Genomic DNA, 14285 nt, shown 5'->3' on the forward strand with positions numbered 1-14285 from the left:
CGCTGGCTATTCCCCGCGAAGCTGCCTCTCGGCGTCCTCAACCTGCTGGAAGACGGCCTCGGCACGGCGCCGCACGGACGCTGCTCCTACGGGCACGGGGCCGACGGCGAGCCGAAGCATCGCTGCAGCTTCGGCCGTGGTGGCCAGCGAGTTTCCGGCCTTGGACAGTGACCGGTGCACGTCCGCGAGGGCGGCGGGTATGTCCAGGCCCTCACTGGGCGCACGGCGCTGCGCCTCCATGCACACCACCCGGACCCGCTGCAGGAGCGCGGCGAGTTCGTTGGCGATCTCCACCAGTTCGGCGTACAGCTGGTCGTCTTCCACGCCCTCGAGCACCTGGTGGAAGCGGTCCAGTCCGCGGTGGAAGCGGTCGTGGGCGCGGCGCCACAACCCCTTGCCCAGTTCCGCATCATCCTTGCGCCCTTGCCGGGCGGCGCTGAAAAAGCCCAAGCGGAACCTACAGGTACTGGCCGGGACCGTGGTCCGGTTCGTCACGCCCGCTGGCCGGGGACGGAGCTCCAGGGCGGGCGCCCGCCGGTGCCCGCTGGGGCTCGCCGTTCTCACCAATCACGACGCCGGGCGCGATCATGGTGCCGGGCGGCAGCTGGCGCAGCTGCATCTGCGCGGCGGCCTGCTGCTGGGCGGCGTGCTGGGCCGCGATGGCGGTCTGGATACCGTGGAAGAGGCCCTCGAGCCAGCCGACCAGCTGGGCCTGGGCGATCCGGAGTTCGGCGTCCGAGGGCGTGGCTTCGTCGGAGAACGGCAGGCTGATCCTGTCCAGTTCCGCCACGAGCTCCGGCGCCAGGCCGTCCTCGAGCTCCTTGATGGAGCGTTCGTGGATGGCAGCGAGCCGGCCACGTGCAGCGTCGTCCAGCGGCGCAGACTTCACCTCTTCAAGGAGCTGGCGGATCATGGTGCCGATCCGCATCACCTTGGCCGGCTCGTCCACCAGGTCCTGCAGGCTGCTGCCCCGGGGCTTGCCGTCCCCGGCGGACGGATCCTGCACGGATTCCTGTGCGTCGTCAACGGGGGTGCCTTCTACCGGGAGGTCCTCAGCTGCCTGAGTGTCTTTGGGATCGCTCATGCGTTCATACTCTCATGGCCTATCCGCCCGGGGCCCGCCAGGAAGCCTCCTGGCGGGCTTGTCCGCTGCCGGCACAATCAGCAGCACCTGCCCTGCGGGTTGCTGTCCTGGCGGTCCGTCCGGTCCCGCCAGAACTCCCGCTCGGTCAGGGGTGCCTCCTGGTGCCCTGCGGCCCTGTGGTGTTCCAGGTACTTGGCGTAGGCGTCAGCGCCCATCACGCCGCCCAGGTAGCGGGCGAACCCGCGGAACCCGCTGGCCACCAGGGCGATGCCGCTGCTCATCAGTGCCCGGCCCGTTCCAGCCGGGCGTCGGCGGGCACTTTCTCCCACTCGGCCGCCAGTTCACGTTCGGCGGTGGTGGGAACCAGCCCCGCAGGGGCGAAGACGCGCGACGGCACGAACGGGTCCTCGTTGTCCGTGGTGGCTGTCCCGGCCGCCCTGTCACGGAAGGCCTTGACCGTGGCGAGTACCGCCGTCGCAATCACGATGATGCTGAGCACCACGAAGATCACGGACAACCAGCCCTGGATGGCGGTGTTGCGGACTACAGCTTCCATGGCGGCCACGCTCTTGGCGGTGCCGAACTCGGTCTTGCCGTCCGCCAGCGCCTTGCTGAAGGCAGCGTTGTTCGCGAAATATCCCACCGCCGGGACGGGCGAGAAGATCTTCTGGTAGCTGGCCGTGATGGTCACCACCGCGGCGAACGCCAGCGGAAGGGCCACGATCCACAGGTATTTGAAGGTACCCCGCTTGGCGACGATGGCCAGGCACACGGCCAGTGCGATGGCGGCCAGCAGCTGGTTGGCGATGCCGAAGAGCGGGAACAGGGTGTTGATGCCGCCCAGCGGATCGGTAACGCCCATCAGCAGCACGGCGCCCCAGGCAAGGACCATGATGGCGGTGCAGAGCCAGGCACCGGGCCGCCAGGAGGCTTCCTTGAACTTCGGGATAAAGTTGCCGATCGAGTCCTGCAGCATGAACCGGGCAACGCGGGTGCCGGCGTCCACGGCGGTGAGGATGAAGAGTGCCTCGAACATGATGGCGAAGTGGTACCAGAAGCCCATCAGCGCCGTACCGCCGACGAACTGGTGCATGATGTGGGCCAGGCCCACGGCGAGCGTGGGGGCGCCGCCGGTACGGGACACGATGCTCTGCTCGCCGACGTTCCGGGCCGTCTCTGCCAGCAGGTCGGGGCTGATGTTGACCCCGGCCAGGCCCAGGCTGTTGACCCAAGTGGCCGCGGTTTCGACGGTTCCGCCGGTCAGGGCAGTGGGGGCGTTCATGGCGAAGTAGAGGCCACGGTCGATCGAGATGGCGGCGACCAGGGCCATGATGGCCACGAATGACTCCATCAGCATGCCGCCGTAGCCGATGTACCGGGTCTGCCGTTCCTTTTCCACCAACTTGGGGGTGGTGCCGGAGGAGATCAGGGCGTGGAACCCGGACAGGGCGCCACAGGCGATGGTGACGAACAGGAAGGGGAACAGGGCCCCGGAGAAGACAGGCCCGTTCTCCCGGCCGGCGAACTCGCTGAAGGCCGGGACGGTGACTTCGGGCCGGACCACGATGATGGCCAGCGCCAGCATCACTATCACGCCGATCTTCATGAAGGTGGAGAGGTAGTCGCGCGGGGCGAGCAGCAGCCACACCGGCAGGATGGCGGCGATGAAACCGTAAATGATCAGGCCCCAGGCGATGGTCACCTTGTCCAGGTGGAACACGGCTGCGCCCCATTCGGTCTGCGCCACGAGGCCGCCGCCGATGATGGCGGCCATCAGCAGGACGAAGCCGATGATGGAGACCTCCATGACCTTGCCGGGGCGCAGGTAGCGAAGGTAGACGCCCATGAACAGGGCGATGGGGATGGTCATGCCTACGGAGAACACGCCCCACGGGCTTTCACCCAGGGCGTTGACGACGACGAGCGCCAGGATAGCCACGATGATCACCATGATGAGCAGGGTGGCAATGAGGGCCGCGGTGCCGCCGATGACGCCGAGTTCCTCGCGGGCCATCTGGCCCAGGGAGCGGCCGCCGCGGCGCATGGAGAAGAACATCACCAGGTAATCCTGGACGGCGCCGGCGAGGACGACGCCGACGATGATCCAGATGGTGCCGGGAAGGTAGCCCATCTGGGCTGCGATGACCGGGCCCACCAGCGGGCCGGCGCCGGCGATGGCGGCGAAGTGGTGGCCGAACAGCACGTTGCGGTCCGTGCGGACGTAGTCCTTGCCGTCGGCCTTGTACTCGGCCGGGGTGGCGCGGCGGTCGTCAGGTTTGGTGATGTACCGCTCGATCACCTTCGAGTAGAAGCGGTAGCCGATGAGGTACGTGCACACGGAGGCGAAGACGAACCAGATGGCATTGACGGTTTCACCGCGGACGATCGCCAGCATGAACCACGCGACGCCGCCCAGCAGGGCGATGGCGGCCCAGAGTGCGATCTTTGCCGGCGTCCATTTCCGGTCCTCGGCCTCGAGCCGGGCCTCATCCACGGCGGCCGGGGGAAGATCCGGGTCTGTGGCCAGTCCGCCCTCCGCCCGGGATCCGTTCTTCCGTTGGTCAGGCACTCCGGCCATGTCTCCTCCTTGAGAGTTATCCCACTTCTGCTACGGGCACCCTACCAACGGGTAGCCCGGCGGAGACGCCCGACGGCGGCGCGGCGCCGGCCTGTGCGGTGAACGGCACCGACCCGGCGACGAACGAGGGGGCTTCCTGCTAGGCCAGGCCGCGCCGGGACAGCGGCAGGCCGGAGCGCGTGCAGGCCCACGCAAGCGATGCGCCGGCGAACGGAACGGCAACCACGAGGGCCAGCAGGTGCAGCCAGGGAACCTCCACCGCGGTCCGCATATCGGTGGACAGGACCAGCAGCAGTGCGGGCACTGCTCCCGCCAGCGCCCCCAGCAGGGCTCCGACGCCGCTGGTGAACAGGGCCTGGGAACCTGCCAGTGCCCTGCGCAGCCGGGGTGACGCGCCGACTCCGGCAAGGGTGGCATGGTCCGTGCGGGCGTCGGCAAGGGACAGCCCTGTGGTGATGCCGGCTGCGCTGAAGGTGATGAACGCGGCGGCGGCCACGATGGACCAGCCCATCCACTGGCTGCCCTGGGAGATGCCCGGTTCCGGCTGGAAGGGCATGCCGGGCTGCCCGTAGACGGCAGCGGCTGCAGCGGAGGCTGCATCCGCTTCAGCCGCCGCCGGGTACTTCGCCAACTGCACCAGCACGCCGGTGGGTGCCGCGCGCAGGTCAAGGCGCCGGGCTGTTTCGGGTGAGACGACGCCGTAGTAGGGGACCGCGACGGCCGGTTCGAGGACCGCTGCGGCCAAAGTGGTGTTGCTGACCACTGAAGGGACAGTGCCGGGTCCTGAGGGCGCCGGCCCCTGGGTCCGCACATCCTTGGCCTGCAGCACGGCCTTTCCGTCATGGACGAAGACCTGGTTGGTCACCACCATCCCGCCGGCCTTCAGCACCGCGAGCGCCTCCGGGGATGCGTCCCGGCCCAGCGCTGCCCGGATCTCCTCCCCGCCGCCCACCAGGATGGCCCGGTCGGACGGCTGTTCATTGACCATGGATCCGCGGCACCGCCAGTCCGCCCGGTCTACGAGCCTTCCCTGCGGCGTCTTGGGACACTCGTTGGCCTGTGGTGTGGCCAGTGAAAAAACCAGGCAATTAGAGGTGTCCGTCCGTGCCGGGAGCCCTGGATCGGCCGGTCCTTCCGGGCAGCTGCGCAGGCCTTCAGGAGCCGTGATGAGTTGGGTCGATTCGACAGTGCCCAGCGCCTCCGCCAGCGCGGACGAGAGCGCGGTCGCATCCACCCGCAGCGGCGGCCGCCTGCTGCCATCGGCAGCGAGTGGCTGGTCCACCGTAAGGGGCAGGTACGCCTGGTTTTCCAGGGCGCCCCAGTAATGCGAGTCCCGCAGCCCGGCCTGCTGGCTGGCTGACAGCACCAGGGCGGCGCTTGCCAGGGTGGCGGCGGCGAGGACGGCGGCCACCGCGGGGACACTCCGGCCGCGGTTCCTCGCTGAGTCCCGCACGGCCATCCGGAGGGAGAGGGAGAGCCATTGTGTCCGGGACGTCAGACGGAGGATCAGCCAGCCGGTCAGCAGCACCAGGCCGGCGACCCCCATGACCGCCCCCGCAATCAGCATCGTGACCACCACCGGCAGTTGCTCTGCCTGCCTGTCCGGGTCGGCGGTGGAACTGCCCAGAAGCCAGCCCGCCGCCAGCAGACCAGCGGCAAATGCCAGCGCGATGACGCCGGCCAAGGTGGTGCGGCGCCCCGTGGTCGCTGGCGCCCGTCCGGATTTGAGCGCACCCAGCACTGCCTGCCTGGACACCTGGCGCGCCGGGACCAACGCGGCCAGCACGCAGGCGCCCAAGCCCATGGCCATGGCCAGGGCGGTCAGGAGGAGGTCCGGGTGCAGGCCTGCCAGCCGGGCGGAACCGGTGGAACGGACCACGTGGACGACGACGGCAGCGGCCCCCAGCCCCACTGCGGCGCCGGCGGCCACGGCCACGCTGCCAAGCCACAGTCCACCGGCAGTGACGACGGCTCCGATTGTGGAAGTATCCGCTCCGGAGGAGGCCAGCAGTGCCAGCTCACGTACCTGGCGCTTGGCGCCGACGGCGAAGGCGGCACCGGCCAGCAGGCCCACTTCGAGCAGTGCGAGCGCGCCGACCAGGCCGAAAGTGGCATAGACGCTCACCAGCACCGGGGTGTTGTCGTGTAGCCGGAAACCAGGAACAGTGCGCTGGCCGGCGGGCGGCGGGTCCAGCACTACACTGCGGGAGAGCACGCCTACGCCTTCGCTGTTGGCCTCTTTGATCTGTTGCCAGGTGACCGGTTCCGGGCCCACCAGGTAGTAGGACACGGACTGGCGGGTCAAGGGGCCCGGCGCAAGTTCCGCGGGCGCCTGGCCGGCCTTGAGGTACAGGATGCTGTTGCTGTCCGCGGCGGAAGCGTCACGGATGGTACCCACCGGGACAAAGGTTCCTGCCGACGTCGTAAATTCCTGGCCGAAGGCGAGGTGGAACCGCGCCATCAGCCCCGGCGAAACCAGCACCTCCGTCCCGTCGTGCGGTGCGCGGCCGGCCAGCAGGCTGTACTTGCCCTCAAAAGCCGGATTGAGCGCGTCAACCTCGCGGCCCTGCAGGGAAACAAGGGCCGCGCCCACACCGGTGGTTAGCGTAAGCGTCCGCTGCGGAAGGACCTCGTAGCCCGCCGGGATGGCGTCGGCAGGGTTTGTCCGCTGGAAGTCCGGGTCGTAGCGGCCGGAGCTGGAAGCGACCGCACCGTCATTAAGCGGGTCCTGCAGGGAGTCCGCGCTGGGAACCGGCAACACACTGAACCGCGCCTGGGTGTTGCCCAGCTCGTACCGGACAATCTCCCCGGGCGTGCGCTGGGAGCTCTGGTAGAGCGTGGCGGCGCCGGTCATGCCCGCCACCGGCAGCATGATCAGCAGGACGATCAGGAGCGAGCGTCCCTTATGGCGGGCGATGTCGCGGCGGGCCAGCCGCAAGGCAACCCGGCGGCCGCTCCGGCGGCCCTGGGGCGCGGGAGCGAGGTCAAGCGGCATCAGAGTCCGGCCTGCGTGAGGAGCATCGTGGGGTCGTGCATGGCTGCCGCCTGGTCAATGATGCGTCCATCGCGCAGGAAGACCACCCGGTCCGCCCAGGCCGCGTGCCTGGCCTCGTGCGTTACGAGCATGACGGCGGCACCGGCGTCGGCGCGGGACCGCAGGACCTCCATGACTCCCTGGCCCGTGGTCGAATCGAGCGCGCCGGTGGGTTCGTCGGCCAGGATCAGCCGCCGCTGGCCCACGATGGCGCGGGCAATGGCCACGCGCTGCTGCTGGCCGCCGGACATCTGGTCCATGAACCGGTCCGCGAGTTCAGGGATGCCCACTTGCCGGAGCGCATCGGCGGCCTGGCGGTGCGCCTTCCGGGCCGATGTTCCGTCCAGCTCCAGGGGCAGCGCCACGTTTTCCGCGGCGGTCAGCGTGGGGACGAGGTTGAAGTCCTGGAACACGTAGCCGACGGCCCGGCGGCGCAGGCGGGCAAGGTCATTCAGGCCCAGCCCGGCCAGGGGCGTGGACTCGACGAAGACAGCGCCCGACGTCGGCCGGTCCAGTCCGCCGGCAAGGGCCAGCAGGGAGGACTTGCCGGAGCCCGACGGGCCCATGACCGCGACGAACTCCCCCGCGGAGATGGTGAGGTCAACGTCGCGGAGTGCCGCGACCGCCGTCGCGCCTTCCCCGAAGGTCCTGCCAACCTTGGCGAGCTCAAGGACCTGCTGCGGCCCCTGGACGCTCACCGGCGGCTGTCCGCGTTGAGCGGGGCGTCTTCCGTGGCCCCGTTGGACGTCTTCCGCGGGGCACCCGTGGCAGCGGCCTGGGCCTGCTGGACCATCCTGGCCTCGCACAGGTCCAGCCAGCGGACCTCCGCCTCGGTCTGGAAAATCAGCGAATCCAGGACCAGGAGCCAGGCGGTGTCGCCGGCCCTCTGGTTGGCCGCGGTGTCACGGCGCGCCTTGGTGTAGTCCTGAAGGGCCCGGATGGATGCCACCCGCTGGGCCTGGATGATCGCCTGCACGTCCACGCCGGGCAGCGTGACGGCGAGGGCGAGCTTGATGGCCAGCTCATTCCGCGGCGGGTTGTTCCGCTCCACCGGAGCCGCGAACCAGCTGCGCACCTCCGCTTTTCCGGCGGGGGTGATGCTGTACACCACGTGCCCTTCGCCGTCGTCGCCTTCCTTGGCCACCAGGGCATCGCGTTCCAGCCGGTCCAGGGTGGTGTACACCTGTCCGATGTTCAGGGGCCAGGTGGCTCCGGTGCGGTTCTCGAACTCGACCCGAAGCTGGTAGCCGTAACGCGGCTGGTCCTGCAGCAGGGCGAGGAGGCTGTGGCGTATCGACATGGTGCTCCCCCGGGCTGGTCATTGTCGGTATGCACAGGCCCCCAAGACCCGTGCATACCGCGTATGGTCAGCGTAACGCCCAAGACTTCCGGGCGCAATACCGGGTATGCAACAGGAGTTGCTACATGACCAGCAGGACTTTGCCCACGTGGTCGCCGCTGTCAAAGTAGCGGTGGGCCGCACTGACCTGGTCCAGCGGGAAGGTTTTGGCAACGAGCGGGCGGATCCTTCCATCGGCCACCAGCGGCCACACGGCGTCACGGACGGCGGTCATGATGGCGCCCTTTTCCGCCACCGGACGCGGCCGCAGGGCTGTAGCCACCACGGCAGCCCGCTTCTTCAGCAGCAGCCCCAGGTCCAACTCGCCCTTGGCCCCGCCCTGCAGGCCGATCACCACCAGGCGGCCATAGTCCGCCAGGGCATCCACATTCTGCTGGAGGTACTTGGCCCCCACCACATCCAGGATGACGTCCGCGCCCTTGCCGTCATTCTGCCGCCGAAGGCTCTCCGGGAAGTCTTCCTCTTTGTAATTGATGGCAATGTCCGCCCCGAGGAACGCTTTGGCAGTGCTGACCTTTTCCTCGGTGCCGGCCGTCGTGGCCACCTTGGCACCGAACGCCTTGGCCAGCTGGATGGCCATGGTGCCGATCCCGCCGGTGGCACCGTGGATGAGGACCGTTTCGCCCGGCTGCAGCTGCGCCGTCATGATCAGGTTGGAGTAAACCGTGGCGGCCACCTCAGGGAGGGCTGCCGCCGTGACCAGGTCCACCCCCTCAGGCACGCGCAGCACCTGCTCGGCCGGAACGGCCACCTGTTGCGCATAGCCACCGCCGGCCAGCAGGGCCACCACCTTGTCCCCCAGCGAGAACGGCTTGCTGACGCCGGGGCCGAAGCCGGCGATCCTGCCGGAAATTTCCAGCCCGGGAACTTCGGAGGCGCCGGGCGGCGGCGGGTAGAACCCGCGGCGCTGCTGCACATCGGCGCGGTTGAGGCCGGCCGCCACCACATCAATCAGCACTTCACCCTGGCCGGGCACGGGGGCATCCACGTCCCGGACTTCCAGCACCTCCGGGCCGCCCGGCTCCGAAATGTAGACGGCTTTCATGGACCTCTCCCGTTCCTGACTCAAATCCTGGCTGCAACCAGTGTGCACCGGGCACCTTCCCCGGCCTGTTTTGTTGCAGGCAAGTGCCTATGAAACACTACTAGCTGAGGAAGGTTGTCCGAGCGGCCGAAGGAGCTGGTCTTGAAAACCAGTGTGCGGTAACCCCGTACCAAGAGTTCGAATCTCTTACCTTCCGCAAAGGGAACCCCTGGCAGCCGGAAACGGCCGCCAGGGGTTTTTGCCTTTAACCCCACTGCTTCGGCGCCAGCGGGCGCGACTGCGGATGATCCCTGTTGCCGGGACGTAAATTCTTTGGACTAACCCCTGCCAAAGCCCGGCCGGAAGGCTACCCGCCGGTATCGTTTGTGATTGCCGGCACACCTGCGTGTTTGCCGGCATCGTCACTCCCGCCAACAGCATTTCCGGTACGGGTTGGGGAAGCCCGTACCGGAAGGCGTGGCGTTCCGCTGGGGAACGTCCCGCCGAATGCACGCGCCAGCCACCTTGCGTTCATTCAGTGCTGCTGTCATGAGCCGGACACCCACTTGACCAGGAGCAGGACTGCACACCTGGTCCGACCGGTACAACCGGACGCACCCTCCCGGGCCACCCACCCGGGACACCTCAATGAAAGTAAGAGCGGATGCATCAAAAAACATGGAAGTTGACGCTGGGCACAGCGTTGTCGGCGGGGCTTATCGCAGCCCCGCTGGCAGCTGTGCCGGCGATTGCGGACAACACAGCCGCGGAGGTCTCAGCCGCGGCCGGCACCTCCCCCGTTGTGATCAACGAGGCCTACCTGAGCGGCGGCAGCAGCGGCGCCGCCTACAAGAACAAATTTGTGGAGCTTTACAACACCTCCGACGCTCCGGTGTCCCTTGACGGCTGGTCCGTGCAGTACCGCTCCGGCAGCGGCACGGCGGCGCCAAGCGGGGTGGCCGCCCTCGCGGGATCCATCCCGGCCAAGGGCTACTACCTGGTGCAGGGCGGCAGCAACGGCGCCAACGGCGCCGACCTGCCCAAGCCCGACCTCGTGGCCAGCGCCCTGAACTTCGCCGGCGCCTCCGGCACCATCGTGCTCGCCAAGCAGCCCACCGCCGTCGGACTTCCCACCGGCTCAGTGGTGGAAACCGCAGGCGAAGCCGACCTCCTGGGCTACGGAACCTCGAACACCTTTGAGACCCAGGCCGCCGCGGCGCCCGCCTCGAACACCGATGTGAAGAGCCTCAACAGGAGCGCCGGCGCGGACAGCAACAACAACACCGCAGACTTCACCCTCAGCGCCGCCATCACGCCGACGTCCACCGGCGGTGCTGCTCCCGCGCCGGACCCCACGCCGGCCCCTGACCCAGTTGCCAGGACCATCGCCGAAATCCAGGGCACCGGGACGGAAAGCCCGTTGACAGGCGCAGCCGTCACCACCCAGGGCAAGGTCACTGCAGCGTTCCCCACCGGCGGCCTCAATGGTTACTACATCCAGACCCCGGGCACCGGCGGCGACCTCACGGCCACCAACCATGCCGCATCCGACGGCATCTTTGTCTACTCCCCTGCCACGGTGGGTTCGGTGCAGGCAGGCGACTACGTCCAGGTGACCGGCACCGTGGCCGAGTACTACGGGATGACCCAGCTCAACGTCACGGCGGCATCGGGCCTTACCAAGCTGACCGACGCCGCACCCGAGGTCAAGCCCACCATCTTCACCCTCCCCGCCACGGAAACCTTCCGCGAGTCGCTGGAAGGCATGCTGCTGGCGCCGCAGGGCCCCCTGACGGTGAGCGACAACTACAGCCTGAACCAGTACGGCGAGATCGGCCTCGCAGGCGGGACCACCCCGCTCGAGCAGCCCACCGCCGTGGCACCGTACGGCTCGGCGGAGTACACCGCCGTCGCGGCGGAGAACGCGGCACGCGGCATCAAGCTGGACGACGGTGCCAGCACCAACTTCCTCAAGGACGCCACCACCAAGGCCGAGGTCCTGCCGTACCTCACCACCACGGACCCCGTGCGGGTGGGCTCGCCTGTCAGCTTCACCACCAACGTGGTGCTCGGCTACGCCAACAACTCCTGGAAGCTGCAGCCCCTGACCCACCTGACCGAGGCCAACAAGTCCACGGTCCAGCCGGCCAGCTTCGGCGCCACCCGCACCGAGGCTCCCGCAGCTGTGGGCGGCAACCTGAAGATCGCCTCCTTCAACGTGCTGAACTACTTCCCCACTACGGGCGACACCCTGTCCGGGTGCACCTTTTACGAGGACCGGGCCGGCAACCCGATCACCGTCCGCGGCGGCTGCAACGCCCGCGGTGCGGCCACTGCCGAGAACTTGAAGCGCCAGCAGGACAAGATCGTTGCCGCCATCAGCAAGTCCGGCGCCGACGTGGTCACCCTGATGGAGGTCGAAAACTCGGCGCAGTTCGGCAAGGACCGCGACGACGCCCTGGCCAAGCTGGTCGAGGCTCTGAACGTTCCCACGCCCGGTATCTGGGACTACGTCCGCACGCCTGCCAACGCTCCGCCACTGGCCGACGAGGACATGATCCGCACCGCGTTCATCTACAAGAAGGCCGCTGCAGAACCTGTCGGTGAATCGATCATCCACAACGACACCGTTGCCTTCGCCAGCGCCCGCAAACCGCTGGCCCAGGTGTTCAAGCCCGTGGGCGGCGCTGCCGGCAGCGAGTTCATTGCCATCGCCAACCACTTCAAGTCCAAGGGCTCGGCCGCAACGCCGGATGACGCGGACAAGGGCCAGGGCGCCTCCAACCTCGCCCGCACGGCCCAGGCCACGTCCCTGCTGGACTTTGCCAACTCCCTGCAGGCCACCAAGGGCACGGACAAGGTCTTCCTGATCGGCGATTTCAACTCGTACGGCAAGGAAGATCCCATCAACGTCCTGACCGGGGCCGGCTACGTCAACCAGGATGACAAGGCGAAGAACGCCGACGGCTCGGCCAAGCACTCCTACCTGTTCGGGGGCCTGGCGGGCTCCCTGGACCACATCCTGGCCTCGCCCGCCGCCAATGCGGTGGTATCCGGTGCGGACATCTGGAACATCAACTCCGTTGAATCCGTGGCCCTGGAGTACAGCCGCTACAACAGCAACATCACCAATTACTACGCCCCGGACCAGTTCCGCGCCAGCGACCACGACCCCGTGGTGGTGGGCCTGAACCTCCCCTCCATACCTGCCAGCGTTGACCTGAACTTCCTGAACATCAACGATTTCCACGGCCGGATCGACACCAACACCGTGCAGGCGGCAGGCACCATCGAGAAGCTGCGCGCTGCGGCTGCTCCCGGTGCCACGGCGTTCCTGTCCGCGGGCGACAACATCGGCGCCTCCCTGTTCGCCTCCGCGGTTGCCAAGGACCAGCCCACCATCGACGTGCTGAACGCCCTGGAGCTGAAGGCATCGGCCGTAGGCAACCACGAGTTCGACGGCGGTTGGGCGGACCTGCGCGACCGCGTCATTGCCGGCGGCACCAACGCCAAGTTCCCCTACCTGGGCGCCAACGTCTACAAGAAGGGCACCACCGAACCGGTCCTGCCGGAGTACACCGTGCTGGACATGAACGGGATCAAGGTGGCCGTGATCGGCACCGTTACCCAGGAAGTTCCGTCCCTGGTGACGCCGGCCGGCATCGGCGACCTCGACTTCGGCGACCCCATCGAGGCGATCAACCGGGCAGCCGCGAAGATCTCGGCGGACAAGCTCGCCGACGTGATCATCGTTGAGGATCACGACGGCGCCGGCTCCGGCGTGGTGGAAGGCGCCACCCTTGAACAGGAAGTGGCAGCCGGCGGACCTTTCGCCAGGCTGGTCACCGAGACGTCCCCCGAGGTGGATGCCATCTTCACCGGCCACACGCACAAGGAATACGCCTGGGACGCCCCCGTTCCCGGCGTGGCAGGCAAGACCCGGCCCATCGTGCAGACCGGCAACTACGGCGAAAATGTGGGCCAGATCCAGCTGACCGTGGACACCGCCACCAAGGAGGTGGCCGCGTACAAGGCCGGGAACGTCAAGCGCAGCACGGATCCTGCCGCGGACCTGGTTGCCGCCTACCCGCGCGTGGCCGCCGTCGACGCCATCGTCAAGAAGGCCTTGGCAGATGCCGCCGTCGTTGGCAACCAGCCCGTCGGGTCGGTTACCAAGGACATCACCACCGCGTTCACCACGGATGCCACCGGCACCGCCAAGCGCGATGACCGCGGCAGCGAATCCACCCTGGGCAACCTGGTGGCCGACTCGCTGCTTGATTCGCTGAAATCCGCCGACCTCGGCGGCGCGGAGATCGGCGTTGTGAACGCCGGTGGCCTGCGCAACGAGCTGTACTACGCGCCGGACGGCACCATCACTTACGCCGAGGCCAACGCGGTGCTCCCGTTCGTGAACAACCTGTGGACCACGTCCCTGACCGGTGCGCAGTTCAAGACACTCCTGGAGCAGCAGTGGCAGACCAACCCGGACGGCACGGTCCCCAGCCGCGCCTACCTGCAGCTGGGCCTGTCAAAGAACGTGAACTACACCTATGACGCCGCCCGTGCGGCCGGTGACCGGATCACCTCGGTCCGGGTGAACGGCGAGCTGCTGGACCCGGCGAAGTCCTACCGGGTGGGCACATTCAGCTTCCTGGCAACCGGTGGGGACAACTTCCGGGTCTTCACTGAAGGCACCAACACCCGGGATTCCGGGCTGGTGGACCGGGACGCTTGGATCGGCTACCTGCAGAAGAGCAGCCCCCTCTCCCCGGATTTCGCCCGCCGTTCCGTGGCTGTCACCAACACCACGGCCGCCGGGGTCAAGCCCGGAGAGCCCATCACCCTGGCAGTATCCAAGCTGGACCTGACCTCCCTGGGCAGCCCTGTGAACACCGTGCTGGAGGCCTCACTCACTGACGCCGCCGGCACGGTGACGCCGCTCGGCACTGTTCCGGTGGCTTCCGGCGCTGCATCAGTGAACCTGGCGGTCCCTGCCGGCGCTGCGGAGGGCACCGCAACCGTGGTGCTCACCGCCGTCGAGTCCGGCACCGTGGTGAAGGTTGCCGTACTGGTTGGCGCGGACACCCCGGCGCAGCCGGTCTGCGTCCCTCCGGTCAAGCCCACCCGCCCGGCCGACGTCAGGGGCCAGGCGAACTACGGCCAGGCCATGGCCGAGTACCGGGCCTGCCTACGCGGCTAAAA

9 protein-coding genes and 1 tRNA gene are annotated in these 14285 nt (G+C 68.1%); 2 read left to right on the plus strand and 8 right to left on the minus strand.

The genetic code is table 11. The features are described from left to right. Positions 1 to 6: 6 nt before the first annotated feature. The 8 genes from ACFO0G_RS18145 to ACFO0G_RS18180 form a co-directional block, all read right to left on the minus strand. A complete protein-coding gene (locus tag ACFO0G_RS18145; protein ID WP_376979379.1) occupies positions 7 to 450 on the minus strand; it encodes a hypothetical protein in 444 nt (147 codons plus the stop codon). A 7-nt stretch (positions 451 to 457) separates the two neighbouring features. After that, on the minus strand, positions 458 to 1084 hold the full coding sequence (locus ACFO0G_RS18150; protein WP_286401808.1) for a bacterial proteasome activator family protein: 627 nt from the start codon (positions 1082 to 1084) through the stop codon (positions 458 to 460). A gap of 77 nt (positions 1085 to 1161) precedes the next feature. Beyond that, on the minus strand, positions 1162 to 1365 hold the full coding sequence (locus tag ACFO0G_RS18155) for a YbdD/YjiX family protein (RefSeq protein WP_286401805.1): 204 nt from the start codon (positions 1363 to 1365) through the stop codon (positions 1162 to 1164). Further along, positions 1365 to 3662 (minus strand): carbon starvation CstA family protein, encoded by a 2298-nt coding sequence (locus tag ACFO0G_RS18160; protein ID WP_376979381.1) that lies wholly within the window; start codon positions 3660 to 3662, stop codon positions 1365 to 1367. The genes ACFO0G_RS18155 and ACFO0G_RS18160 overlap by 1 nt, the downstream gene beginning before the upstream one ends. A gap of 139 nt (positions 3663 to 3801) precedes the next feature. Beyond that, positions 3802 to 6657, minus strand: coding sequence for an FtsX-like permease family protein (locus ACFO0G_RS18165; protein WP_376979383.1), 2856 nt, complete (start codon positions 6655 to 6657; stop codon positions 3802 to 3804). After that, a complete protein-coding gene (locus tag ACFO0G_RS18170; RefSeq protein WP_376979385.1) occupies positions 6657 to 7394 on the minus strand; it encodes an ABC transporter ATP-binding protein in 738 nt (245 codons plus the stop codon). Before ACFO0G_RS18170 ends, ACFO0G_RS18165 begins: the two co-directional genes overlap by 1 nt. Continuing rightward, on the minus strand, positions 7391 to 7996 hold the full coding sequence (locus ACFO0G_RS18175; RefSeq protein WP_376979387.1) for a PadR family transcriptional regulator: 606 nt from the start codon (positions 7994 to 7996) through the stop codon (positions 7391 to 7393). Before ACFO0G_RS18175 ends, ACFO0G_RS18170 begins: the two co-directional genes overlap by 4 nt. Positions 7997 to 8117: 121 nt before the next feature. Then, the gene (locus ACFO0G_RS18180) at positions 8118 to 9101 is read right to left on the minus strand and encodes an NAD(P)H-quinone oxidoreductase (protein WP_376979389.1); all 984 of its coding nucleotides are present in this window, start codon (positions 9099 to 9101) and stop codon (positions 8118 to 8120) included. Positions 9102 to 9209: 108 nt separating this feature from the next. Here ACFO0G_RS18180 and ACFO0G_RS18185 point away from each other — a divergent pair. Both ACFO0G_RS18185 and ACFO0G_RS18190 read left to right on the plus strand, forming a co-directional pair. Beyond that, positions 9210 to 9297, plus strand: a tRNA-Ser gene (locus ACFO0G_RS18185). Positions 9298 to 9744: 447 nt separating this feature from the next. Further along, positions 9745 to 14283: an ExeM/NucH family extracellular endonuclease gene (locus ACFO0G_RS18190; RefSeq protein WP_376979391.1), complete on the plus strand. Its 4539-nt coding sequence runs from the start codon at positions 9745 to 9747 to the stop codon at positions 14281 to 14283. Positions 14284 to 14285 lie beyond the last annotated feature (2 nt).

This window comes from Arthrobacter sedimenti, assembly GCF_042652025.1.
Taxonomy (GTDB): domain Bacteria; phylum Actinomycetota; class Actinomycetes; order Actinomycetales; family Micrococcaceae; genus Arthrobacter; species Arthrobacter sedimenti.